The organism is Bradyrhizobium iriomotense, assembly GCF_018129405.1.
Lineage (GTDB): Bacteria > Pseudomonadota > Alphaproteobacteria > Rhizobiales > Xanthobacteraceae > Bradyrhizobium > Bradyrhizobium iriomotense_B.
Window position 1 is genome coordinate 173,908 of record NZ_JAFCLP010000007.1, and the last position, 24,283, is coordinate 198,190.

Annotated in this window: 23 protein-coding genes; 10 read left to right on the forward strand and 13 right to left on the reverse strand. The window is 64.9% G+C overall.

The window, feature by feature from the left end:
- Window positions 1-100: 100 nt before the first annotated feature.
- Complete coding sequence (locus JQ592_RS17595; protein ID WP_211404072.1) at window positions 101-2,188, reverse strand: molybdopterin oxidoreductase family protein; 2,088 nt, start codon at window positions 2,186-2,188, stop codon at window positions 101-103.
- 235 nt (window positions 2,189-2,423) lie between these two features.
- Here JQ592_RS17595 and JQ592_RS17600 point away from each other — a divergent pair, with 235 nt between their 5' ends.
- Genes JQ592_RS17600 through JQ592_RS17615 form a run of 4 tightly spaced genes read left to right on the forward strand, consistent with a single transcriptional unit; the run spans window position 2,424 to window position 6,697 of the window.
- Window positions 2,424-3,398, forward strand: coding sequence for a Bug family tripartite tricarboxylate transporter substrate binding protein (locus JQ592_RS17600; protein WP_211404073.1), 975 nt, complete (start codon window positions 2,424-2,426; stop codon window positions 3,396-3,398).
- A 13-nt stretch (window positions 3,399-3,411) separates the two neighbouring features.
- A complete protein-coding gene (locus tag JQ592_RS17605) occupies window positions 3,412-3,882 on the forward strand; it encodes a (2Fe-2S)-binding protein (protein WP_211404074.1) in 471 nt (156 codons plus the stop codon).
- Window positions 3,879-6,002 carry a xanthine dehydrogenase family protein molybdopterin-binding subunit gene (locus tag JQ592_RS17610; RefSeq protein ID WP_211404075.1) on the forward strand — a complete coding sequence of 708 codons (2,124 nt, stop codon included), beginning with the start codon at window positions 3,879-3,881 and terminating at the stop codon, window positions 6,000-6,002. The genes JQ592_RS17605 and JQ592_RS17610 overlap by 4 nt, the downstream gene beginning before the upstream one ends.
- Window positions 5,999-6,697 (forward strand): molybdate ABC transporter substrate-binding protein, encoded by a 699-nt coding sequence (locus tag JQ592_RS17615; protein WP_211404076.1) that lies wholly within the window; start codon window positions 5,999-6,001, stop codon window positions 6,695-6,697. The genes JQ592_RS17610 and JQ592_RS17615 overlap by 4 nt, the downstream gene beginning before the upstream one ends.
- 9 nt (window positions 6,698-6,706) lie before the next feature.
- Here JQ592_RS17615 and JQ592_RS17620 read toward each other — a convergent pair whose 3' ends face one another.
- The 4 genes from JQ592_RS17620 to JQ592_RS17635 all read right to left on the reverse strand — a co-directional run bounded on the left by JQ592_RS17620 (window position 6,707) and on the right by JQ592_RS17635 (window position 10,464).
- Window positions 6,707-7,513 carry an SDR family NAD(P)-dependent oxidoreductase gene (locus tag JQ592_RS17620; protein WP_211404077.1) on the reverse strand — a complete coding sequence of 269 codons (807 nt, stop codon included), beginning with the start codon at window positions 7,511-7,513 and terminating at the stop codon, window positions 6,707-6,709.
- A gap of 78 nt (window positions 7,514-7,591) precedes the next feature.
- On the reverse strand, window positions 7,592-8,884 hold the full coding sequence (locus JQ592_RS17625) for a TRAP transporter large permease (RefSeq protein WP_080136263.1): 1,293 nt from the start codon (window positions 8,882-8,884) through the stop codon (window positions 7,592-7,594).
- Entirely contained in the window at window positions 8,875-9,426 is a 552-nt protein-coding gene (locus JQ592_RS17630) for a TRAP transporter small permease (protein WP_211404078.1), read from the reverse strand. The genes JQ592_RS17625 and JQ592_RS17630 overlap by 10 nt, the downstream gene beginning before the upstream one ends.
- 66 nt (window positions 9,427-9,492) lie before the next feature.
- Window positions 9,493-10,464 (reverse strand): TRAP transporter substrate-binding protein, encoded by a 972-nt coding sequence (locus JQ592_RS17635; protein WP_211404079.1) that lies wholly within the window; start codon window positions 10,462-10,464, stop codon window positions 9,493-9,495.
- Between the two features lie 294 nt (window positions 10,465-10,758).
- Between JQ592_RS17635 and JQ592_RS17640 the strand changes: the two genes are divergently transcribed.
- Window positions 10,759-11,535 carry a cyclase family protein gene (locus JQ592_RS17640; protein WP_211404080.1) on the forward strand — a complete coding sequence of 259 codons (777 nt, stop codon included), beginning with the start codon at window positions 10,759-10,761 and terminating at the stop codon, window positions 11,533-11,535.
- A gap of 10 nt (window positions 11,536-11,545) precedes the next feature.
- Here the strand turns inward: JQ592_RS17640 and JQ592_RS17645 are convergent, their stop codons facing one another.
- From JQ592_RS17645 to JQ592_RS17650, 3 genes are all read right to left on the reverse strand, one after another.
- The gene (locus JQ592_RS17645; protein ID WP_183239786.1) at window positions 11,546-12,274 is read right to left on the reverse strand and encodes a Crp/Fnr family transcriptional regulator; all 729 of its coding nucleotides are present in this window, start codon (window positions 12,272-12,274) and stop codon (window positions 11,546-11,548) included.
- 280 nt (window positions 12,275-12,554) lie between these two features.
- Window positions 12,555-12,680: a hypothetical protein gene (locus JQ592_RS38585; RefSeq protein ID WP_283816133.1), complete on the reverse strand. Its 126-nt coding sequence runs from the start codon at window positions 12,678-12,680 to the stop codon at window positions 12,555-12,557.
- A gap of 97 nt (window positions 12,681-12,777) precedes the next feature.
- Window positions 12,778-13,491, reverse strand: coding sequence for a Crp/Fnr family transcriptional regulator (locus tag JQ592_RS17650; RefSeq protein ID WP_211404081.1), 714 nt, complete (start codon window positions 13,489-13,491; stop codon window positions 12,778-12,780).
- 158 nt (window positions 13,492-13,649) lie between these two features.
- Between JQ592_RS17650 and JQ592_RS17655 the strand changes: the two genes are divergently transcribed.
- Window positions 13,650-13,967: a c-type cytochrome gene (locus JQ592_RS17655; RefSeq protein ID WP_211404188.1), complete on the forward strand. Its 318-nt coding sequence runs from the start codon at window positions 13,650-13,652 to the stop codon at window positions 13,965-13,967.
- Window positions 13,968-13,973: 6 nt separating this feature from the next.
- Here the strand turns inward: JQ592_RS17655 and JQ592_RS17660 are convergent, their stop codons facing one another.
- Genes JQ592_RS17660 through JQ592_RS17670 form a run of 3 tightly spaced genes read right to left on the reverse strand, consistent with a single transcriptional unit; the run spans window position 13,974 to window position 16,986 of the window.
- Window positions 13,974-15,077: an ABC-type transport auxiliary lipoprotein family protein gene (locus JQ592_RS17660; RefSeq protein WP_211404082.1), complete on the reverse strand. Its 1,104-nt coding sequence runs from the start codon at window positions 15,075-15,077 to the stop codon at window positions 13,974-13,976.
- 2 nt (window positions 15,078-15,079) lie between these two features.
- Entirely contained in the window at window positions 15,080-15,847 is a 768-nt protein-coding gene (locus JQ592_RS17665; protein ID WP_211404083.1) for an ABC transporter ATP-binding protein, read from the reverse strand.
- A 2-nt stretch (window positions 15,848-15,849) separates the two neighbouring features.
- Window positions 15,850-16,986 (reverse strand): ABC transporter permease, encoded by a 1,137-nt coding sequence (locus JQ592_RS17670; protein WP_211404084.1) that lies wholly within the window; start codon window positions 16,984-16,986, stop codon window positions 15,850-15,852.
- Window positions 16,987-17,160: 174 nt separating this feature from the next.
- On the opposite strand from JQ592_RS17670, the gene JQ592_RS17675 reads away from it, so the two are divergent.
- On the forward strand, window positions 17,161-17,436 hold the full coding sequence (locus JQ592_RS17675; RefSeq protein ID WP_211404085.1) for a hypothetical protein: 276 nt from the start codon (window positions 17,161-17,163) through the stop codon (window positions 17,434-17,436).
- On the forward strand, window positions 17,437-17,949 hold the full coding sequence (locus JQ592_RS17680) for a phage holin family protein (RefSeq protein WP_211404086.1): 513 nt from the start codon (window positions 17,437-17,439) through the stop codon (window positions 17,947-17,949).
- Window positions 17,950-17,958: 9 nt separating this feature from the next.
- Here JQ592_RS17680 and JQ592_RS17685 read toward each other — a convergent pair whose 3' ends face one another.
- Both JQ592_RS17685 and JQ592_RS17690 read right to left on the reverse strand, forming a co-directional pair.
- Window positions 17,959-20,652, reverse strand: a complete 2,694-nt coding sequence (locus JQ592_RS17685) for a bifunctional acetate--CoA ligase family protein/GNAT family N-acetyltransferase (protein ID WP_211404087.1) — start codon at window positions 20,650-20,652, stop codon at window positions 17,959-17,961.
- A gap of 66 nt (window positions 20,653-20,718) precedes the next feature.
- On the reverse strand, window positions 20,719-21,558 hold the full coding sequence (locus JQ592_RS17690) for a universal stress protein (protein ID WP_211404088.1): 840 nt from the start codon (window positions 21,556-21,558) through the stop codon (window positions 20,719-20,721).
- A gap of 174 nt (window positions 21,559-21,732) precedes the next feature.
- On the opposite strand from JQ592_RS17690, the gene JQ592_RS17695 reads away from it, so the two are divergent.
- Entirely contained in the window at window positions 21,733-22,716 is a 984-nt protein-coding gene (locus tag JQ592_RS17695; protein WP_211404089.1) for a zinc-dependent alcohol dehydrogenase family protein, read from the forward strand.
- A 23-nt stretch (window positions 22,717-22,739) separates the two neighbouring features.
- Window positions 22,740-24,275, forward strand: coding sequence for an AAA family ATPase (locus tag JQ592_RS17700; RefSeq protein ID WP_211404090.1), 1,536 nt, complete (start codon window positions 22,740-22,742; stop codon window positions 24,273-24,275).
- Window positions 24,276-24,283: the final 8 nt, after the last annotated feature.

Genomic DNA, 24,283 nt, shown 5'->3' on the forward strand with positions numbered 1-24,283 from the left:
CGCCATTTGCGGCAGCTCGGGCGAGAGGTGCAAGCGCAAACTGCGGCGCGGCGCCGCTTTAGCGCCTCGACACAAATCGCGCGGCGATCGCCGTGCGCGCTCAGGCGACCGCTTTCCTGATCCAGACCTTGTTGTCGTGGAACGCGGCTCCGCCGATCGGCGCGATCGTGTCCGCGCCCGTCAGCATGTTGATGCCGTGGCCGCCGATATGGTTCTTGTTCGGGTGAACGGACTCCGCGATCAGCACGCCGCGCCGCACGCCCTCGAACAGCGTTGCGACCAGCGTGGTCTCGCCGCGGCCGTTGCCGAGCGTCACGGCGTCACCGTCAGCGATGTCGAGCGCGGCCGCATCCAGTGGATGGATCATCACGCTCGCTTTGCCCTCGCGCGCCTGCGAGGACGGCGTCTCGTTGAAGGTGGTGTTGAGGAAGCTGCGCGCGGGGCTGGTGGCAAGCCGGAAGGGATGGGCCTGATCGGCGTGCTCGATCACCGCCCAATGGTCCGGCAGATCAGGCATCTTGTCGTAATCGCCCATCGTCACGCCGAACGGCGGGTGCGCCCAATCCGCCCGGAAGTGGAATTTCCCGTCGGCATGAGCGAAGCCGTCGAGGAAGTGCGAGGTGCGGAAATCCGGCTGCAGGTCGCGCCAGAGATCCGCTTCGAGAGCACCGATGTCGCCGTGACTGCTGAGCTTCAGCGTCGTGTCGATCAGTTCGCGCGGCGTCATCTCGAAGCCCCGATGTTTCGCGCCAAGCCGCGGCGCCAGCGCCTGCAACACCTCATGATTGGAGCGGCATTCGCCGGGCGGGTCGATCAGCTTTGGCCCGACCGAGATGTGCTGGTGCCCGCCGCCGTAATAGAGGTCGTCGTGCTCCATGAACATGGTCGCCGGCAGCACGATGTCGGCCATCTGCGCCGTCTCGGTCATGAACTGCTCGTGCACCGCGACGAACAGATCCTCGCGCGCAAAGCCCTCCCGGACCAGCGCCTGCTCGGGCGCCACCGTCATCGGGTTGGTATTCTGGATCAGCATTGCCTTGACCGGGCCCTTGCCGAGCAGGGCCTCGGCATCACCGGTGAGGATGCGGCCGATCTGCGATTGGTCGAGCGCGCGAACCGTCTTGTCGATCGCGTCATGACCTTCGATGACGGATTCGTTGAAGTGCCACAACGCGTAATTGTTGAAGAAGGCGCCGCCGCCTTCGTACTGCCAGGCGCCGGTCACCGCGGGAATGCAGTTCGCGGCATGCATCTGCGTCGCGCCATTGCGCGAACGGGTGAAGCCGTAGCCAAGGCGAAAGAAGGTCCGTTTGGTCTCGCCGACGGCCTTCGCAAAAGCCTCGATCTCCGCCACCGGCACGCCGCAAATCGCCGAGGCCCATTCCGGCGTGCGCGTCTTCAGATGCGCCTCGAGCTCGGTAGGGCAGTCGGTGTATTTGTCCATGTAGGCGCGGTCGGCATAGCCGTCGCGGAACAGGACATGCATGACGCCGCAGGCGAAGGCGCCGTCGGTGCCCGGACGCAGGATGATCTTGATGTCAGCCTGCTTCATCGTCTCGTTGTCGTAGATGTCGACCGCCGCGATTTTCGCGCCGCTCTCCTTGCGGGCACGCGAGGCGTGCGTCATCACGTTGACCTGGGTGTTGACCGGATTGGTGCCCCAGATCACGACGAGATCGGACAGCGCCATCTCGCGCGGATCGACGCCGGCGATCTTGCCGGTGCCGATTGCAAAGCCGATGCGCCCGACATTGGCGCAGATGGTCTGATAGAAACGCGAATACTTTTTCACATGCGTCAGACGGTTGAGCCCGTCGCGCATCACAAGGCCCATCGTGCCGGCGTAGTAATACGGCCAGACCGATTCCGCGCCGAATTCACGCTCCGCCTGGTTGAAGCGCTCCGCGATCTCGTCAAGCGCCTCGTCCCACGAAATCCGCGCAAACTGACCGGAGCCCTTCGGCCCAATGCGCCGTATCGGGAATGTCACCCGCTCAGGGTGATGGATGCGCTCGGCGTAGCGGGCGACCTTGGCGCAGACGACGCCGGCCGTATAGGTCTGCTTTTTCGAACCGCGGACGCGACCGATGCTGCGGCCCTCGACCACCTCGACATCGAGGGCACAGGCCGAGGGGCAATCATGCGGACAGGTCGAGTGGCGGATTTCGATCTTGGCGTGCTGGTTCATGTTCCAGTTCGTAACACCAAAATACCTGTCGGCCGAGGGCATTTATCCGGCAGTGCCCATGCGATTTGCTCAAACCGCGCGCGCCGGCAGTTCCTGCCGCAACCGCGAAATGGGGCGCGATTACACCGAAAAACGCCCGATATTCCCTGATAAGGCCGACTTTGTGAGGCGTCGACAGTCCGCCTTCCCTGCCGCTACAGTGGCCGCCAACAAGAACGATATCAGGGAGGTGGGCATGACAGCCCGAAGCTTCATGCTTGCGCTGGCCGCCGGCTTGCTCGCCGCATTCGCCGCAGCCCCCTCATCGGCACAGGATTATCCCACGCACGCGGTCCGGATCGTCGTCCCCTTCGGGGCGGGCGGGCCGGCCGATGTCGCGGCCCGGCTGATCGGCAACGTATTCCAGGAGAGCTTTGGTCAGCCCTTCGTGATCGAGAACCGCACCGGCGCGGGCGGCGTCATCGGCACCGTGGAAGCTGCGAAGTCGCCGGCCGACGGCTACACGCTGCTGATGATGTCCAACACCCAGACCGCGAATGAATCGTTGCTGACGCCGGACAAGCGCAAATACGAGCTGATGCGCGACCTCGCGCCGATCGCGCCGGTCAATTATTCCGATCTCGTCATCGTGGTGAACCCGCAAGTCCCAGTGAAGACGCTTGCCGAATTCATCGCGCTCGCCAAATCGCAGCCCGGAAAGCTGAACTACGCCTCCTCCGGTCAGGGCACGCCGTATCACATGGCCGGCGAGCTGTTCAAAGCCATGGCCGGTATCGACATTGTCCATGTCCCCTACCGCAATAGCGGCGAGGCGCGCAGCGGCGTGATCGGCGGACAGGTGCAGATGATGATCGACGCGGTGCCGGCGATGGCGCCGAACATTGCCGAAAACCAGGTTCGCGCGCTCGCCACCACAGGCAAGCAGCGCTCCGCGGTGCTGCCGAACGTGCCGACGGCGATCGGCGCCGGTGTTCCCGGCTATGAGGCCACGATCTGGCTCGGCCTGATGGCGCCCGCGGGCACACCCAAGCCCGTCATCGACAAGCTCAATGCTGCCGTGAACGCAATGGTGAAGCGGCCCGACATCGTCAAGCTCTGGACCGAGCAGGGTGCCGTCCCCATGTCCATGACGCCGGAGCAATTCGAAAAATTCCTGCGCGGCGACATCGAGAAATGGGCCGACGTCGTCAAGAAGTTCGACAAGTCCTGAGGCCGTCCTGCTCATGCCCACCCTTCAATTCCGGCTCAATGGCGCAGCAATCGCCGTGGACGCCGATCCGGACCAGATGCTGCTTGATGTGCTGCGCAGCCGGCTCGGCATCGCCGGTGCGCATTTCGGCTGTGGAGCCGGTGAGTGCGGCGCCTGTCATGTCATGGTCGACGGCCGCGCGATGGCCTCCTGCGACATGCCGATGTGGTCGGTCGCGGACAAAGACGTCGTCACGCTGGAGGGCCTTGGCACGGCGGCGCAGCCGCATCCACTGCAACGCGCCTTCATCTCCGAGCAGGCGATGCAATGCGGCTATTGCGTCTCGGGGATCCTGATCAGCGCGGCGGCGCTGCTGAAACGCAATCCGTCGCCGACGGAGGCTGAGGTGAGAGCGGCGCTCGATCGCAATCTGTGCCGTTGCGGATCGCATAACCGCATGGTCCGCGCCGTGTTGCGCGCGGCTTCGGAGATGGCTGCGTCATGAGCTCCCCTGCCCCGAAATTGCCGGTCAGCTTGGTGGCCAATCCAAGGCTGTCATCGTGGGTGAAGTTCTCCGGCGAAGGCCGTGTGGCGATCTCGCCCGGCAAGGTCGAGATCGGCCAAGGCATCGTCACGGCGCTGGCGCAGATCGCGGCGGACGAGCTCGACGTCGATATCTCCAGGATCGAGATGATCCGCGCTTCGACGGCGACGAGCCCGAACGAGGGCGTCACCTCGGGCAGCCTGTCGATCCAGCAGTCCGGCCGCGCACTGCGCCAGGTCTGTGCCGAGGTGCGCCAGCGCTTCCTGTTTGCGGCGTCCGAGCGTCTCGGTGTCGACGCAGCGTTGCTCGATGTCGATGACGGCACGATCTCGGGTCCCGGCAATGTCAGCACCAGCTATTGGGAGCTCGCGGGCGATGTCTCGCTCGACCACGATGCCACCGCGGGCGCGGCGGCGAAAAGCGCCGCCAGGCGCGCCGTCGCCGGACATTCCGTGCAGCGCGTGGACATTCCTGACAAGGTGTTCGCCCAGCCGCGCTTCATTCATGATCAGGCGCTGCCCGGACTGCTGCACGGACGCGTGCTGCGGCCGGACATCTCGGGCGCCAAGCTGATTGCGCTGGACGAAGCAGCCGCACGCGCCGTCCCGGGCCTTGTCGCGATCGCCCGCGACGGCGGCTTTGCCGGCGTGGTCGCCGACAGTGAGACAGCGGCGGAAGCTGCGCTGAAAGCTTTGCGCAAGGGCGCGACATGGTCGGCGGGCGAGCCGCTGCCCGACGAAGATGATCTGGCGGGCTTCCTGAAAAGCCAGCCAGTCGAGAGCACCGTTATCGACACCAGGACGGCGACGACGCGCGTGCACGCCCGTACCCTCCGCCGGCAATACACCCGTCCCTACATCGCACATGCGTCGATCGCACCCTCCTGCGCCATGGCGCAATGGGACGGTGATCGTGTCCACGTCTGGACGCACAGCCAGGGCGTCTACCTGCTGCGCGCCGATCTCGCCACCGTGCTCAAGCTGCCCGCCGAAAACATTGTCGTCGAGCACATGGAGGGCGCCGGCTGCTACGGGCACAATGCCGCGGACGACGTCGCGCTCGATGCCGTGTTGCTGGCGAAAGCGGCCGGCGGCCGTCCGGTCCGGGTGCAGTGGTCGCGCCACGACGAGATGAGCCACGCGCCGTTCGGCGCGGCGATGGCCATCGAGATCGAGGCCGATCTGGATGCGGACAATGAGATTGTTGGCTGGCGCCACGCGATCTGGAGCAACGGCCACGCCGCAAGGCCGGGACGCGCGGTGCAACCCGCGCTGCTCGCGGCAACCGAGATCGCGAACCCCTACCCGCGCATGATCTCGACCAATCCGCCCGCCGCCAATGGCGGTGGCGGCGATCGCAACTCCGTTCCGCTCTATGATTTCCCGACCTGGACGATCACGAGCCACCGGCTGCTGACAATGCCGGTCCGGACCTCGGCACTGCGGACGCTGGGCGGGCAAGGCAATGTGTTCGCCATCGAGTCACTGCTCGACGAGATCGCCGCGCTACGCGGCGAAGATCCGGTCGGGTTTCGCCTGCGCCATCTCCGCGACGAGCGGGCGCGCGATGTCATCCGCGCCGCGGCGCGACGTGCGCAATGGAAACCGCAGAAGCAGGCCGGCATCGGCCACGGCGTCGGCTTTGCCCGCTACAAGAACACGGGCGCCTATTGCGCCGCGATTGCTGAGATCGAAGGTGCCGACGACATCCGCGTGAAGCGGCTGACGCTTGCGGTCGATGTTGGCGAAGCCATCAATCCGGACGGCGTCATCAACCAGATCGAGGGCGGCGCCATCCAGGCGACGAGCTGGGTCTTGAAGGAGCGTGTCCGGTTCGACCGCACCCGCATCACCACGACCTCCTGGACCGACTATCCGATCCTGACCTTCAGCGAGGTGCCGGCGGTCGATGTCGCGATCATCCAGCGGCCGGAGATTGAGCCGGTCGGCGCCGGCGAAGCCGCCCACGGCCCGGTGACGGCGGCGATCGCGAATGCGGTGTTCGATTGCCTCGGCGTGCGCGTACGCGACCTGCCGATCACACGCGACAAGATCATCGCAGCCATGGAGCTTGCATCGTGACGACAGTAACCATTTTGAGCGGCGGCGCGGCGCAAGGCCTGGTGCGCGGCCTCATCGAGGCCTTCAAGGCGCAGACCGGCCTCGGTATCGATGGCGAATTCGGTGCCGTTGGTATCATGGCCGACAAGCTGCGCGCGGGAACGTCGGCCGATCTCGTCATCCTGACGCAGGCCCTCCTTGCGAAGCTTGCCACGGAGAAGCTCGTCGATCCCTCCTCGATCGCGGATGTCGGCCGGGTCGAGACCGCGCTGGCGGTCCGCAGCCGCGATCCCAGGGTGACGGTGAAGACCGAAGCCGATTTGCGCGATGTGCTGCGTTCCGCAGACGCCATCTACGTCCCGGACACGAAGGCGTCGACCGCGGGACAGCACGTCGCAAAGGTGCTGGATCAACTCGGCATCGCCTACGAGGCCGCTTCGCGCCTCAAGATATTTCCGAACGGCGCGACCGCGATGCGGGAGCTTGCAGCCTCCACTGCACAAAGGCCGATCGGCTGCACCCAGGCCACCGAGATCATCGCCACCGACGGCATCGCGCTGTCGGGGGCGCTACCGCCGGGCTGCGAGCTCGTGACGATGTACACGACGGGCGTCACCGCGCGGGCTGCACATCCGAATGAAGCGGCCGCGCTGGTCGCGTTGCTGACCGGCACAGACCGGAAGGAGCTGCGCCAGCGCGTGGGTTTTGCCGGCTAGACGGCCGCCCTATTTATTCAACTGGGTGAGACCGGTCGGCGGACCGTCGACCGCGGTCCAGCCGCCATCGACGAACAGCGTGCTGCCACTGACATAACTCGCGGCGTCCGAGGCGAGATAAGCCACCGCGGTGGCGACCTCGTCGGCACTGCTCCAACGATTGAACACCGTGTGGCCGGCATAGAGATTGTAGATATCGGGCCGCTGCTTGAACGGGCCGGTCAGTGCGGTCTCGGCAATGCTCGGCGCGATCGCGTTGACGCGCACGCCGGCATGGCCGACCTCGGAGGCAAATCCCTTCACCAGCAGACCGATCGCCGCCTTGGTCGATCCGTAGACGCCAAGGCCCGGCTCAATGGTCACCGCACGCACCGAGGAGCAGGCGATGATGCTGCCGCCCTTTTGTTCGACCATGATGCGTCCGAAGGCCTGGAAGAACCAGACCGTGCCCTTGACGTTGAGGTTGAGGACGCGGTCGAGGTCCTCCTCGGTGTAGTCGAGGATGGTCTTGCGGATGTTGAGCCCGGGGGTCGTCACCGCGATGTCGAGCCGCGGAAATTCCTGCATCACGGTTTTGGCGAGCGCGTTGACGTCCGCAGCACTCGCGGCGTCACACGCAGCCGCCTCGGCCCAGCCGCCCTTGCCGCGGATGCCGGCTGCGGTCGCCTCCGCTGCGTCAAGCGCACGATCCGCGCAGACGATACGGGCGCCGAGCCCGGCCAGCGCCTCGGCCGACGATTTGCCGATCCCCGAGGCGGCACCGAGCACCACGGCCGTCTTGCCGGTGAGATCGAAGAGCTTGCGATAGTCGGTCACGGACAGATTCTCCCTGTTGTCGTGGCGCAAACTACGCAAGGCGAGCGCGCCGGCCAAGGGCCGGCGCACGCACGGCAGCTATCCCTTGTATCCCATCAAGAGGCGCGGCAGCCACAGCGAGAAGGCGGGAACGTAGGTCACGAACATCAGTGCTGCGATCAGCGCGGCATAGAACGGCAGGATGGTGCGCATCACCGCGCCGACCGAAATGCCGCCGATGGCACAGCCCACGAATTGCGTCGTTCCGACCGGCGGGGTGTTCAGCCCCAGCGCGCAGTTGATCAGCATCAGCATGCCGAACTGCACCGGATCCATGCCGGCCTTCATCGCGATCGGCAGAAAGATCGGGGTACAGATCAGGATGGTCGCCGCCATGTCCATGAACGTGCCGAGCACGAACAGGATCACGTTGATGAGCAGGAAGATCATCCAGGGCTGCGTCGAGACCTTGCTCATCAGGTCACCGGCGAAGTCGGCCACCTCGTAGAGACCCATCAGGTACTGGAACATGGTGGAGACGCCGATCAGCAGCAGCACCACGCCTGTCGTCTTCACCGCCTTGGCCGCGGCCCGCAGGAAGTTCTGCAAGGTCATGGTGCGGTAGATGAAGAAGGTCAGCAGGATCGTGTAGGTGACCGCAACGGCTGCGGATTCGGTGGCCGTGAAGACGCCGGAGAGGATGCCGGCCAGGATAATGCCGACGATCAGCAGGCCGGGCAGCGCGGCGGCGAGCGAACGGAACACTTCGGCCCAGCCCGGGAACTTGCCGGCGGGATAACCGCGCTTCACCGCGACTGCGTAAGCAGCGACCAGCATGCACACCATCAGCACCAGCGCCGGCAGCAGACCGGCGGCGATCAGCGCGCCGATCGAGACCTTGCCGCCGGCGGCCAGCGCATAGATGATCATGTTGTGGCTGGTCGGCATCAGCGCGCCCACCAGCGAGGCATGGGTGGTGACGTTGACGGCGTAGTCGGTGTCGAACCCTTCCTTTTTCATCATCGGGATCATCACCGCACCCATCGCCGACACGTCGGCAACCGGCGAGCCGGAGACGCCGCCGAACAGCGTGCAGGCGACCACGTTCGACATGCCGAGGCCGCCGCGGATGTGCCCGACGAGATTCTTGGCGAGCTTCACGATCTTGTCGGCGACGCCGCCATGCAGCATCAGCTCACCGCTGAAGACGAAGAACGGGATAGCCAGGAAGGAGAAGATGTTCATCCCCGACATCATCTGCTGGAAGATGACGGCGACCGGCAGGCCTTCATAGAGGATGGTGCAGATCGCCGAGAGGCCGATCGCGAAGGCGACCGGGACGCCGAGGATCAGGAAGCCGAAGAAGGTGGCGCCGAGGATGATCAGTTCCATGACGGGACGACCTCTTCGCCGCGCAGGAGAGCGATGATGTGCTCGATGGAAAAGGAGACGATCAGGATGCCCGAGGCGATCAGCGGCACGTAGCGGATGACCTCGGGCAGGCCGAGATTGGGGATTTTCACGGTGCCGACCGACGCCCCGAGGATCCAGCCGTTATAGGCCATCGCGATGCCGAACACAGCCACCAGAACGTGGATCACGATCTCGATCTTCTCTCGCGCATGATCCGGAAGCATGACCAGCAGACTGTCCATGCCGATGTGGCCGGCATCGCGCACGCCGACGGCGGCACCAATCAGTGTGACGTACAGAATGAGGACCAGCGCGAGATTCTCGGTCCAGGTCGGGCTGGAATTGAGCACGTAACGTCCGAACACCTGGTAGAACACGATGGTGACGATGACGAGCAGTCCCATCACCGACAGATACATGCCGAGGCGCGCGATAGGTGCATTGATCCGCGAGAGCAGGCCGGTGGACGGGCGTCCGGTGACCGCTTCCTGCTCGTGATCTGCGACGTGTGGGTCTGTCATCCCGCGCCTCCCCCGCGAGGGCCCGGTGTCACCTTGCGGCGACGCCGGACCCAATCCGCCGTGCTCTTACTTCGTGTCCTGGATGCGCTTGACGAGGCTCTGGAGCTTCTCGTCACCGGCGAACTTCTGGTACACCGGCTTCATCGCGTCGACGAACTCCTGCTTGTTGCCGACGGTCACGACCTGAACGCCGGCCGCCTCGACGGTCTTGCGGGAGGCCTGCTCGCGCTCGTCCCAGAGCTTGCGCATGACCGGGACCGATTCCTTCGCCGCCTTGCGGACCATCGCCTGATCCTCCTTGCTCAGCGTGTCCCAGACCTTTTTCGACATCACGAGAACTTCGGGCGCCAGCGAGTGCTCGGTGATATTATAGAACTTGGCTGCCTCGAAATGGCGCGAGGACTCGTAGGAAGGCCAGTTGTTCTCGGCCGCGTCGACGAGGCCGGTCTTGAGGGCGGTGTAGACCTCGCCATAGGGCATCGGCGTCGGATTGGCACCGAGGCTCTGGATCATGCCGACCCAGAGGTCGGATTGCTGGACGCGGATCTTCAGGCCCTTGAGATCTGCGAGCGACTTGACCGGTGCCTTGACGGTGTAGATGGAGCGGGCGCCGCTGTCGTAATAGGCGAGGCCGACCAGGCCCGCGGGCTCCATGGCTGCCAGGATCTCGTCGCCGACCGGCCCGTCGAGCACGGTGCGCATGTGCTGCGTGTCCCGGAAGACGAAGGGCAGGCACAGGGCAACGGTCTCGGGCACGAAGTTGTTCAGCGGCGATGCGTTGATCCGCATCATGTCGAGCGCGCCGATCTTGAGTTGCTCGATCGTGTCCTTCTCGGAGCCCAAGGCACCGTTCGGAAACACCTTCACGCCGAGCTTGCCGCCGCTCGCCGCCGCGAGCTGCTTGCCCATGAACTTGACGGCCTCGACGGTCGGATAGTCGGCGGGATGGACGTCGGCGGAGCGGAAATCGCGTGCAGTCGCCAGCGGCGCTGACACCGCCAGCACGGCGGCTGCAATGATACCGGTGAGTGTCTTCATCTGGGCTTCCTCCTGAGGTGATTATGTCGTTGTCGGGCAGGCTGCAGGCCGTCTTGGGTCGCTCCACTTCAGGCGTGAAGTCAAGCGCCAATGTCGTCCCTAGGGCGGGCGGCATTCTCTGTCCAAGCCAAATCCAGCATCGATCAATGCAAGAGTTGCATCGATCAATTTCTGGCGCAATTCGCACTATGGTGGGTATGGCGGCTGGCTCGACGTCGCCGGAGCGTGACTTGACGCCTCCAATGGAGGCCCCTCAAGATATCCCAAACGCTGGACTGCCTCGAGGGAATGCCCATGCCGCGGAAGCTGATCGATATTTCCGTGCCACTCCGAAACGACGTGACGTCAGATCCGCCAGGCAACCATCCGACGATCCAATACATCGACCACCAGCAGGGCCTGCCGCGCATGCTGCAGTTCTTCGACGGCCTCAAGGCGGAGGACCTGCCGGATGGCCAGGGCTGGGCCGTGGAGCAGGTGTCGCTGTCGACACATAACGGCACGCATCTCGACGCGCCCTGGCACTTCCATCCGACCATGAACCGCGGCGAGCGGTCATGGACCATCGATGAGGTGCCGCTGGAGTGGTGCTTTCAGCCCGGCGTGAAGCTCGACTTCCGGCATCTGCCTGATGGCTATGTCGTGACCGCCGGCGACGTCGAGGCGGAGCTCAAGCGCATCGGGCACACGCTATCGCCGCTCGAGATCGTGGTCGTCAACACCAGCGCCGGCGCCAAATTCGGCGAGGCCAGTTACGTCAACTCCGGTTGCGGCATGGGCTATGAGGCGACCATGTATCTGCTCGAACGCGGCGTGCGACTGACTGGCACCGATGGCTGGAGCTGGGACGCGCCGTTCGTCTACACCGCGAAGAAGTATGCCGAAACCAAGGACGCCGGCCTGATCTGGGAAGGCCACAAGGCGGGCCGGCACATCGGCTATTGCCATCTCGAGAAGCTGCACAATCTCGATCAATTGCCTTCGACCGGATTCACGGTCTCGTGCTTTCCGGTGAAGATCGAACGCGCTTCCGCCGGCTGGACCCGCGCCGTCGCCATCATCGACAATTAGGTGCGACGCATCACTCGCCGTCGAGACCGCTCTCGGCGAGTTCGCGCAATGCATCGGTGTCGAGCACCACGATGGCACCATGCTCGAGACGAACCCAACCGCGACCGGCCCAGGCGCGCAATTGCTTGTTGATGCTCTCGCGTGTCATCCCCACCATCTCGCTGATCTCCTGCTGGGTGATGGCGAGCGTACCGCTGCCGGAGTCGAGCTTGCGCTCCTCGGTGAGGCCGAGCAGCGCGCTTGCCAGCCGCCCAGGGAGATTTTGCAGGATCACCTGCTCGACCTGCTGGCTGGTCCAGCGCAGGCGCGCGCAGAGCAGTTCGATGAACTTCATCGCCAGCGCCGGCTGGCTCTTCACGAACGGCAGGAAGTCGCGGCGGTCGATGATGTAGAGCTCGCAATTGGTGTTGGCGGTCGCGTCCGCCGACCGCGGCGCACCATCGAGAACCGCGATCTCGCCAAAGATTTCTCCGGGCCCGATGAGATTGAGAATGGCGTTCCGCCCGTCGGGCGACGAGGAGGATATCTTCACTGTTCCGGTGATCACCGCGAACAGGTTGTTGCCGGGATCGCCCTTGGCGGCGATCGTCGCGCCGCGCTTCACGGTGGTGTGCTTGGCGTAGCGGCAAAGCTGATCGAGCGCCTCCGGCTCCAGATCCGCGAAGATCGGGTGCTTGCGCAGGACCGATAATTTGTTGCCCGCCGATTGTCGGGGGTCGCCGGTCTTGTCCTGAGGCACGCCGCTGGGCTCCTAAGGCTGCGAGGCACTGGAGTTCCTGCGTAGTCAGTGTTGCCCGGCTTTTCAACCGGAAAGCATGCGCGCGGTTTTAGGCAAATGCGGCGAAATTGGCTAGGCCCGGCTCGAAGTCGGCATCCGAAGGATGCGCCAACGCGCCCCGGTCGACGCAGAGTTGCAGAGACCGCAAGTCGCGATTGCGTCAAGGCGCTGCCGAAAGCCCCGACGCCGGCTGGCGGGAGCCGACAGCTGGCGCATCAGACGGAAGCTATGATCCGGAGCATCAACGCTTGGAATCGGGATCGATCCGGCCTGCGCTGGTTTGCCGGTCCGCCCACGCCAGAGCTCCCCCAAAAGCAACGAAGATCGCCACGACGACAATGGTCATCAGCAACGCGTCAGCAGGCATCATGCTCCTCCCGGATTTGTTTGAGGGCATTATTTGCGGCAGCTGCCTGGCGTCATTGATCGGGATCAAAGAGGCCGAGAGCACTGTGGGAAGCCCGTCAGGCTGCGGCGAGGGCCTCGACGCGCGCCGGGTCGAGCAGGCTGATTCCGCCGTGGATGATCTCGATCGCACCATGGCGTTCGAGCTTGGTGAAGGTGCGACTGACGGTTTCGATGGTCAGGCCGAGATAGTCGGCGATGTCCTGGCGGCTCATCGGAAGCGGAACCGTGTCGGACGGTCCTTTGTGCGCCAATTGCCGTTCGCGCCAACCAAGCAGGAAAGCCGCGACCTTCTCGTCGGCCGAGCGGCGGCCGAGCAGAACCATATGGTCGCGTGCCTGGCTCAACTCCCGAATGGCCAGCTCGTTGATCCGCCTGAGCAGCTGCGGACGGTCCTCGATGAAGCGGCCGAAAGGTGCCTTTGCGAACTGGCAGACGGTCACCGCCCCGATTGCATCGGCCGAAAAATTGTGACGGCCGGAAAGATTCATGCCCAGGAAATCGCCGGGCAAGGCAAATCCGACGATCTGCCGCCGGCCGTCGGGCAGCAGCTTGTACAGCCGCATGACGCCGTCAAGGACGTTGTAGAACGAGGTCGTGATGTCCTCCTCGGAGAACACGGTCTCGCCCGAGGAAAAGTGAACGCGGCGTCCGAGATGCTCGAACTCCCTGAGTTCGGCCGGCTCCAACGACGAACAGACCGCTGATCCACGTACGCCGCAATCGCTGCAGAAATGCCCGTTCGGCTCAATCGTGACCACGGAAGGCTTCATCCACCGCTCCTAGCGTCGGTCCAGCTCCGCCCCCCGGCCGAGTCCGCCACGCACGGCTGCATTCTACTGCGCTGCCGCAAACGCGATTGACCCAGATCAATTTTGGCCTCCCTCCCCCCTCTATTCTGCGTCGAGAGTTCGACGGGATCTCGCTTTCCATGTTTCAGCACGCGCTCCGCCAGGGCCTGATTGGCCTGCTTCTGATCACGCCTGCGCTCGCAGCCCCTACCGCCGAACAACGCGGCAAAGCCTTTGCACGAGCCAATTGCGCGCGCTGCCACGCGATCGACCGCGTCTCCGAGAGCCCGCTCAAGATCGCACCCCCGCTACGCACCTTGCACCGGCGCTATCCGATCGAGACCCTTGGCGAGGCGCTGGCGGAAGGCATCTACACCGGCCACGCCGACATGCCCGCCTTCGAGCTCAATCCGGACCAGATCCACGATCTGCTGTCCTACCTGAAAACGCTCGAATAGCCGGCCTCAGACCGCCTGCACCGTCCAGCCGATCAGCTCCTTGGCGATGCGGGCGAAAGCCGCATCGAACGCCGCAACGGCGGCCGCCGGCTCGACCTTGTCGAGCTTCTCGCTGGCCTCGACCAGGCGGGACGCGACCACCTTGCCGTTCTTGTCGACGATGCGCGCCGACAGGGCGATCTCGACCCTGGTCTCGCCCTCCGTGGCAATCCGGAAGCGTCTGATGTCGATCAGAAGCTGGTAGTCCGCCTGTCCGAGATCGCTCGTGCGCAGCGGCGCATGAGCGATGTCGTAGTTTTCGAAACTGTCGATCAGCCGCGCCTGCACCAGTTTCGGGATGCTGTCGGCCCACAGGAAATCGGCAAAGCCCGGGTTGTCACCCACGGGAGAGAACAGCATGCGCTGGGTCTGGAGCATCGCGACCGCGGTCGGCTCGGGAATAGCCAGTGATGCAGAGAACGTCTTGCCGGCGGGGCCAACGTTCTGCGGCGCGCGCAGGTCGTAGGTGATCTTCTGCGCGGGCGTCCCGCCACCGGTCACCTTCTCGAGGCCCGCCAAAATGCCGTCGATCTTGCCGGTGTTGCGCGCGAGCCCGTCGGAGAATGTCTTGAGATTGGCGATGGTGTCCTTCAGCGGACCGGAATTATCCTCCAGCACGGTGTCGACCCGCCGCAGCGCGTCGCGCGCGGCCTGCGTCATGCTCTGACCTGCGCCGGCGTCGGCGATCAAGGTCAGGGGCTCGCCGGATTTGGCGACGATCATGCCACCCTCCAGCGTCACCACGGGCACGCCGGTCAAGCCCTGGAAATCGAGCCCGACCCTGGTGTCGGCGCGCACCGGCGTTGCCGAAGCAACCGAGATCGTCGCGTTGACGAAGCGCGGATTATCCGGCGCTAACCCGAGCTGCGTCACCTCGCCGACGCGGATGCCGTTGAACAGCACGCCGGCGCCGACCAAGAGACCCGGCACCGGTCCCTGGAACTGCACGTGATAGTTCGTACGTGGCCCGATGCCGCCGGTGTTGTTCAGCCAATAGACGAAGCCGAACACAGCGACAATCGCGGCCAGCACGAAGCTGCCGATCAGCACGTAGGGAGCGCGGGTTTCCATGTCTATCTCATCTCGTGTTGCAGCATCTGCGAGCGCTTGCCGTGGAAATAGGCGCGCACCCAGGGATGCTCGGATTGCAGCAGTTCGCGCATCGGCCCGATTGCGACGATCTTGCCGTCGGCGAGCGCGGCGACCCGGTCGCAGACCGTGGTGAGGCTGGCAAGATCGTGGGTGACCATGAACACGGTCAGCCCCAGGGTCCCTTGCAGGGTCCTGATCAGCGCGTCGAAATCGCCGGCGGCGATCGGATCGAGGCCGGACGTCGGCTCGTCCAGGAACAGGATCGGCGGATCGAGCGCGAGCGCGCGCGCCAGCGCCACGCGCTTGGTCATGCCGCCCGACAGCTCCGCCGGATATTTGTCGGCATCCTGCGCCCGCAATCCCACCATCTCGAGCTTGGCGATCGCGATCTCGTCCATCAGCTCCTGCGACAGGACGAGATTTTCGCGCAGCGGAAACTGGACGTTTTGGCGGACCGTCAGCGAGGAGAACAGCGCGCCCTGCTGGAACAGAATGCCCCAAGCCGTGGCCGCGCCTTGCGTGCGGCCGCCGATCGGCTGTCCCATGACCTCGATGGTCCCGCCCCGGCGCGGGATGAGGCCGATGATGGTCCGCATCAGCACCGACTTGCCGCCACCGGACGCGCCCACCAGTCCGAGGATCTCGCCCCGGCGCACATCGAGCGACAGATGGTCGAGCACGGTCTGGCGGCCGAAACCGACCACGAGGTCGCGAACCCGGATCGCAAACTCTTCCTGCTGTTCGCCCATCGTCACATTCCGATCGAGGCAAAGAAGATCGCGAACAGGCCGTCAAGCACGATCACCAGGAAGATCGACTTCACCACCGACGTCGTCGTCTGCCGTCCGAGCGACTCGGCGCTGCCCTTGACGCGCAGGCCCTCGCTGCAGGCGACGATCCCGATCACCAGCGCCATGAACGGCGCCTTCAGGATGCCGACCTCGAAATGGGTGACGGAAATAGCCTCATGCAGCCGTGCGATGTAGATCGCCGGCCCCATGTCGCCATAGAACTGCGCGACGAGACCGCCGCCGTAGAGCGCGGCAATCGATCCGATGAAGGCCAGGATCGGCAGCGCGATCACCAAAGCCGCAACGCGGGGCAGGATCAGGACGTCGACGGGATCGAGCCCCATGGTCGAGAGCGCATCGATCTCCTCCCGCATCTTCATCGAGCCAAGCTCGGCGGTGTAGGCGCTTCCCGAGCGTCCCGCGACCATGATGGCGACGATCAGAACGCCGAGCTCGCGCAGCACCAGGATGCCGACCATGTCGACGGTGTAGGATTCAGCGCCGAACCTGCGGAAATGAAAGAAACCCTGCTGGGCGATGATGGCGCCGATCAGGAACGTGATCAGAACGACGATGGGGATCGCCTGCCATCCGATTCGGTAGAGCTGGTAGACCAGCGACGTCAGCCGCAGCGTTCGCGGCCGGCGCAGCACGCCGACGACGGCCATGAACAAGGCGCCGAGCATTTGAAGAAAGATCGTGATGTCTTCGCGCGCGCCGACGGTGGACTTGCCGAGATCGCCGAGCCTGAGCAGAACCGGGTTTGGCGCAGCTGCAGGCGGCGGCGTGTGGCGGTTGACCTGACGCACCTCGTCCATCAGACCGCTGAAATGGTCGGCGACACCGACGAATTCCGCCGGTCTGCCGGATGAGGCGGCTCTACGCGACAGCTTCTCGAGGACCCAGGCGCCGAGCGTATCCAGCGCGCTGACCCCCGACATGTCGAGCGTCACGACTCTCGACCGATCGACCTCGGCTCCAACCGACCGGGACAGAGTTTCGAGCGTCGCCACATTCGCTGCGGTCCAGGGCCCTTCCGGGCGCAATTTCAGCGCATCGCCAGACGGCGTCGCCAGCAACAGCGGTTGGGAGTTCACGCTTCCACCTCATCGGGACAATTGGTCCCCATTCAGCCGCCACTTCTAGGCCAGCGTGTGGCGGGCGGTTTGACCTGTCTCAAGAGCATGATCTGCCCACGTCTTGACGCAGGTCAAGCGCGCTCGTGCCGGCGGGCCCTAGGGTTCGCTTCATTCAATGGAGACATCAAATCCATGTTCGACAGCGACAGGATGAGCGAAGAACTGCGGACGTTGAAAGTGGACGTCACGCGCCTCTTGAGGACGGCCGGCGAGCAGATGTTCGACAGTTCGAAGGACCGCGCCGAGGCTCTGGCCGATCAGATCAAGGCCGCGCTTGCCGAACTCGGCGAAACCGTCAGCGACGAGCAGGAGCAGCTTCAAGGCCTCCTTGCGGAGCGCCCAATGACATCGCTCGCCTCGGCCTTCGCGCTCGGCGTGGTCGTCGGATTCATGCTGAGGAGACACTAGGTGAATAGCGAGAATGTCGTCAAACATCTGCGCCTGCTGTGGCGCACCGACAGGATCATCGCGGACATCAGGCTGCGCCACCTCTTGATGGGCCTCGGCTTGCGCGCCTTTGCGGCGCTGATCGCGGCGTTCGGGCTGCTGATGCTGGAGCTGTCGGCCTATTTCGCGCTGGTCCAGATCTGGAGCGCCATTGCCGCGGCCGCCATTCTCGGCGCCGTCAATTTTGCCATCGCGGCGGTCCTCTTCGTCATTGCCGGCCGCGCTCCCTCTGGCCGCGACATCGAGCTCGCCAATGAAATTCACGGCGCGTCCATCGAGGCCCTTCAGCTCGAGGCGCGCGCGCTCCAGGCTCAGGTGTCGGGCGCGGTGCATCATCCGCTGAGCACGATCGTGCCGGTGCTGGTGCCCCTGATCGCGATTATCGTCAAGTCTTTGCGAACCACTGCCAAGACCGCTGCCAAGACATCTGCAAAGACATCCGCCGCCGCAAATTCGGCTGAAGCGTCCTCCTAGCGAGGGCGCTCAAAGCTTCAGTCGGACATCGCAGATATCAGGCTCGGTCGGATCCGGCTTGACCTCGAAACCGAGCTGTCGGCACATTTCGAGCATCACGGTGTTCTCCTGGAGCACATCGCCCGAGATCGCCTTAAGCCCTTCCGACCTCGCGTAGTTGATGATCAGCTGCATCAGGGCCCATCCGAGCCCCCTGCCCTTGAGATCGGACCGCAGCAGGATCGCATATTCGCCGCTCTCGTAGATCGAGTCCGAATGGAGCCGGACGACGCCGACCATCTCGCCGGTCGCCGCGTCGAACGCGATGAAGGCCATCGCGCGCGCATAGTCGAGCTGGGTCAGCCGCGCGATGAATTCGTGGGTGAACTCCTTCATCGGCGCGAAGAAGCGCAGGCGAAGGTCGTGAGGCGTCACGTGACGCAGGAACTCGTGGATCGTCGGCTCGTCCTCGGGACGCAACGGCCGCACGAAGATCCGCCAGCCGTCCTTCAGCTCGAGCCGGCGCTCCCACTGCGACGGATAGGCGCGAACGGCGAAATTGGCGGGGCCAGAGCCTGCGAATTTTCGCTGCGACGGCCCCACCGCGACACGGGCGTCGACCGCCGTCACGCCGGTCTCGTCCGCAAGCAGCGGGTTGATGTCGAACTCGCGAATCTCCGGAATATCGGCCGCCATCTGCGCAAGCTTGACCAGCACCATGGCGACGGCGTCCTGCTTAACGGCAGGCACGTCCCGATAGGCGCGCAGCAGCCGCGAGACCCGGGTGCGATCGATCAAATCACGGGCGAGTTGCAGATCGAGCGGCGGCAGCGCCAGCGCCTTGTCGTTGATGATCTCCACCGCCGTCCCGCCCCGGCCGAACACCACGACGGTGCCGAAGGTGGGATCGTCGGCCAGACCGAGGATCAGTTCGCGCGCCTTCGCCTTGACGACCATCGCCTGGACGATGACGCCGCCGATGCGGGCCTCGGGCCGCAGCTTCCTCGCCCGGGCGAGAATATCGGTAGCGGCCGCGCGCACCGCCTCCGGCGTCGTCAGATTGAGCACGACACCGCCGACATCCGATTTGTGCACGATGTCGCGCGACATGATCTTCAGCACGACGGTCCCGCCTTGTGCAAATATCTCGTTCGCGCAGACCACCGCCTGCTCGACGTCACCAGCGGCATAGGTCGGCACCATCGCGATGTCGTAGGCTTCGAGCAGGTGCTTGATCTCGACAGGCTCGAGCCATTTGCGGCCATCGGCGATGGCTGCGGCGACGATCTGGCGGGCAGCGCGAGCATCAGGCACAAACGTGTCGGGCATCGCTGGAGGAACCTGGCTCAGCTCCTCGACCACTTCGCGATGCCGGACCAGATGCATGAATCCGCGCACTGCATCGTCCTCGGTCGGGTAGTTCGGAATGCCCGCGCCGGAGAGCGTCTGAATGATCGACTGGTCGGCCCCGACCCATGCGGCAAGCACGGGCTTTGCCCAACTGCGGTGCCGCTCGCGATATTTGGCGACGAGATCCGTTACGGTCGTCGCAATGTCGGCAGCCGAGGCGATTGCCGTCTGCACATTGAGGACGAGAACTGCGTCATTGTCGGAATCGGCCAGCAGCGCCTCGAGTGCAGCCGCATAGCGCGATGCATCGGCATCGCCCACGATGTCGACGGGATTTGCGCCGGACCAGGTCGACGGTAGTACGCCGTCGAGCTTCTTGCCGGCGTCCGCCGAGATCGACGCCGGAATTCCGCCAAGCTCGACCAATCGATCGACGGCGAGGACGCCGATGCCGCCGCCATTGGTGAGGATGGCGAGGCGCTTTCCGGTCGGCGATTCGACGCGGCCGAGCGTCTCGGCGCAATCGAACAGCTCGCGCAGATCGGAGACCCGCAGCACACCCGCACGGCGGAACGCCGCGTCATAGACGGCGTCGGCGCCCGCGAGTGCGCCCGTATGGGTCGCGGCCGCCGTCGCTCCTTGCGCCATGCGGCCGGACTTCACCACGACGACCGGCTTGACGCGCGCCGCGGTGCGGGCCGCCGACATGAACTTGCGCGCGTCCTTGATGGACTCGATATAGAGTAGGATCGCGCGGGTCTTGTGATCCATCGCGAAATAGTCGAGCAGATCGGCAATGTCGACGTCGATCTGGTCTCCGATCGAGACGATGCCGGAGAAGCCGACGCCGCGCTGCGCGGCCCAATCGACCATGCCGGCGGCAATCGCGCCGGATTGCGAAATCAGCGCAAGATTTCCCGCTCCCGGCATGTGCGCAGCAAAACTGGCATTGAGGCTTACGCCAGGCATCATGATGCCAAGGCAGTTCGGCCCGATCAGCCGCATGCCGTATTTGCGAGCCGCCGCGATTGCGGCCTCCTGCAGCGATCCCGGCCCATGGCCCAATCCGGCCGAGACGATCAACGCACCTGCCGAGCCGCGCTGCCCGGCCTGGTCGATGATGCCCGGAACCTCTCGCGCCGGCGCGGTGATGACCACGAGCTCGGGCACGAATTCCAGCCTGTCCAGGCTCTTGACCGAGGCAACGCCGGCGATCTCCGCATGGCGCGGATTCACCAGGCCGAACTGCCCTTTGAATTCGGCCTTGCGGATGTTCTCCAGGACGGCGCGCCCCACGGAGACCGAACGGGCGCTCGCCCCGACGAGTGCGACCGAACGCGGCGACAGCAGGTTCTTCAGGCGATAGGTTGACATGAAAGCAAATGCGCCCGGTCGGCGGCGCTTCCGATGGTTGGCGATCAGGCGGAAATGGCGGCAGGCCTAGTGCGAGATCATAACCCAGCACGGTGGCTGGCCAATGACAGTCTTTGTCACACCGCCCCAAACGATCTCATTCAGGCGTGAATGATGGTAGGCTCCCATCACGATCGCATCAATGGCATTGGAATTCGCCCAGCTTCCGAGCACCTTGCCGATCGAGCTGCCGCCGCCCTTCGTCGTTTCGAACGAAGCGTAGACACCGTGTTCCCTCAGATGCTCGACGAGCGAGGTTCCGGATTGCACGATCTCGTCGGTCTTGTCGTCGGCCACAGTCACGACGCGGACCGAGGCCGCAGCCTGAAGAATAGGCATCGCGTCGCCGACTGCGCGCGCCGCGCGTGCGGAGTGATCCCAGGCGATCATGACGTTCTCGAATTCCGGTCGCAGCACCTCCACATGCTCTTCCGGGCACAGCAATAGTGGCCGCCCGGATTCGAACAGAAACGTCTCGATGATGTGCTCCGTTCGGCTGTCATGCGGCTTCACAGGGACCAGGGTGAGATCGCTGAAGCGCGCATGTTCGGCCAGGATCGGCGCGATCTGGTCCGCCGGCACCTTGCCGGACCGGCTTTGGGCCCGAATGTTGGCGCGAGACGCCGCACCGGTGAAGGCATCCAGCAGGCGTTGCATATCGCCCGCCCCAGCAGCCCCCTTTGCCTCGGCGGCATCGGGATCGTCGGGGAGCAGCACCTTCGGTCGCACAAAGAGCTCTTCCTCGAGCGCAAGTGCGGTGATCCTGGCACCGAGATCGGCGGCGACAGAAACGCATTTCTCGATCGCTGCGAGGGCCGGTCCACGCGGCTGGCCGACAAGCGGCAGAAAGACGTCCTTGATGGGCATCGGAATTCTCCTTAGCTGCCAGAATAGGCCGGCTTTCGTCAGGAGGCTTGATCCTCGTCAAGCTTCGGGAACTGCCCGCCCCGGCAAGAACGGGCATTGACGGAAGTCAAGGACTGGCCGCGCGCTGCCATTCTATGGATAGTTCGGTCGGTGCGGTCCGCCCCGGAGAGACTGATGCGTGCGATGGTGTTGGCGGCCCCGCGAGCGCGGCTCCAGATGGAGGAGCGCGCCGATCCAATCCCCGGCGAAGGCCAGATCAGGGTCAGGGTCAGCGCATGCGGCGTCTGCCGGACCGATCTCCATGTGGTCGATGCCGAACTGCCCGACATCCGCTATCCCATCGTGCCCGGCCATGAAATCGTCGGCCGCGTCGATCTCATCGGCCCCAATGTCGCAATGCATGCGCTGGGCGATCGGGTCGGCATTCCCTGGCTCGGATTCACCTGCGGAAACTGCCGGTTTTGCCGGGAGGGCATGGAGAACCTCTGCGACCGCCCGCTCTTCACCGGCTATACAAGGGACGGTGGCTATGCAACGCACGTCGTCGCCGACGCGCGCTACGCCTTTCCGCTCGGCGAGGCCGGCGACGACGTTGCCCTCGCCCCTCTGCTGTGTGCGGGCCTGATCGGCTGGCGTTCTCTGGTCCTGGCCGGCGAGGCCGAGCGGCTCGGCATCTACGGCTTCGGCGCCGCGGGCCACATCGTCGCACAAGTCGCGGTCTGGCAGGGACGATCGGTCCATGCGTTTACCCGGCGCGGAGATGCGGCCGCACAGGACCTCGCGCGCCGGCTCGGCGCCGTCTGGGCCGGCGCTTCGGACGAGATCCCGGACACGCCGCTCGACGCGGCCATCATCTACGCCCCGGCCGGCGAGCTCGTGCCGGCCGCATTGCGCGCCGTTCGCAAGGGCGGCCGCGTCGTGTGCGCCGGCATCCATATGAGCGACATTCCGAGCTTCCCGTATCAACTGCTCTGGCAGGAACGCCAGTTGATCTCCGTTGCCAATCTCACCAGACAGGACGGTCTCGATTTTCTAAGCATCGCCCCGCAAGCCGGCGTACACACGGAGACGACCGCATTTCCCCTCGATCGGGCCAATGAAGTCCTGGACATGCTGCGGAATGGACAAATTCTTGGCGCGGCCGTGCTGAAGCCCTGACGCATCTTGGGACACCAGCTTCGATGACAGACGAAACGGCTGCCCAGGAACGAATCTTCGCGGCGCTCTGCGCCCATCCCGGCGTAAGGCGGATCGATACGCACGCCGCGTCGGTCTTTCTCGACGGGCCGCGGGCGCTCAAGATCAAGCGGGCCGTGCGGTTTCCATTCCTCGACTATTCGACGCTCGAGAAGCGCAAGACGGCCTGTGAGGAAGAGATCCGGATCAACCGACCGCTGGCGCCGCAGATCTATCATCGCGTCGTGGCGATCACCGAGGAGACCGATGGATCGCTGAAGGTCGACGGCAGCGGCCGGCCGGTCGAGTATGCGGTCGACATGTCCCGCTTCGACGAAAGCCGGACGCTGGATCATCTGGCGAAGGCCGGCCCGCTCGATGCAAACCTCGCCTCGGCAACCGCTGACGCCATCGCGGCTTCGCATGCGGCGGCGTCCCGCGCCGACGGCAAGACATGGGTCGCCTCCATCCCCGGCCTCATCGATGCAAACAGCAACGGCCTGCGGAAGGGCAACCATCTCGAAGCCGAGGCGATCGAGCAGCTCGGCAAGGCCTCGCACGCGATGTTCCTGCGCCTGCGGCCGCAGCTTGAAGAACGCGGCCGACAGGGCTTCGTGCGCCGTTGCCACGGCGACCTGCATCTTGCGAACATCGTCTTGATCGGCGAACAGCCCGTCCTGTTCGATGCCATCGAGTTCGATGCGCAGATAGCAACCGTCGACGTGCTCTACGATCTCGCATTCGCTCTGATGGACCTGCTAAGCCATGACCAGGCTGCCGCAGCCAACATCGTGCTGAACCAGTATCTGACCACGTCGCCCGTCGAAACTCTCGACGCGCTGGCCGCCCTGCCACTGTTCATGTCCATTCGCGCGGCGATCCGTGCGCAGGTGGCACTGGCGCGGCTGACGCGGCTCGATGCCGACCGGAGCGGAATTCTCGGCGAAGCACGCCGTTATTTCGACCTCGCCCGGGCGCTGATCGCTCCCCCCGCCCCGCGCCTGATTGCGGTCGGCGGATTATCCGGCACCGGCAAGTCCGTCCTCGCCCGCGCGCTGGCGCCCCACGTCGCGCCGCAGCCGGGAGCCGTCGTGCTGCGCAGCGACGTCATTCGCAAGCAGCTGTTTCAGGTGGGACACACCGACCGACTGCCACCGTCCACGTACCGGCCCGACGTCACGGCACGTGTCTACGAGGTACTGGCGCAGCGTGCCCGACAGGCGGTGGTACAAGGCCATTCCGTCATCGTCGATGCCGTCTTTGCGCGCGAATCCGAACGGGACGAATTGGCCGCTCTAGCTAGCGAATGCAACGTGCCGTTGAGCGGACTATTCCTCGTCGCCGACCTTGCGACCCGTCAGGCGCGCATCGGCGGCCGCCACGGCGATGCCTCCGACGCCACGCAGGAGGTTGCTGCGCAGCAGGAGCACTATAATATCGGTCACGTCGGTTGGGCGACCATCGATGCATCCGGCACACGGGAGCAGACGCTCCAGAGCTGCCGGGACGCGATCGTAAGGCAAGCAAGGCAATCTGATTGACGCGGGCA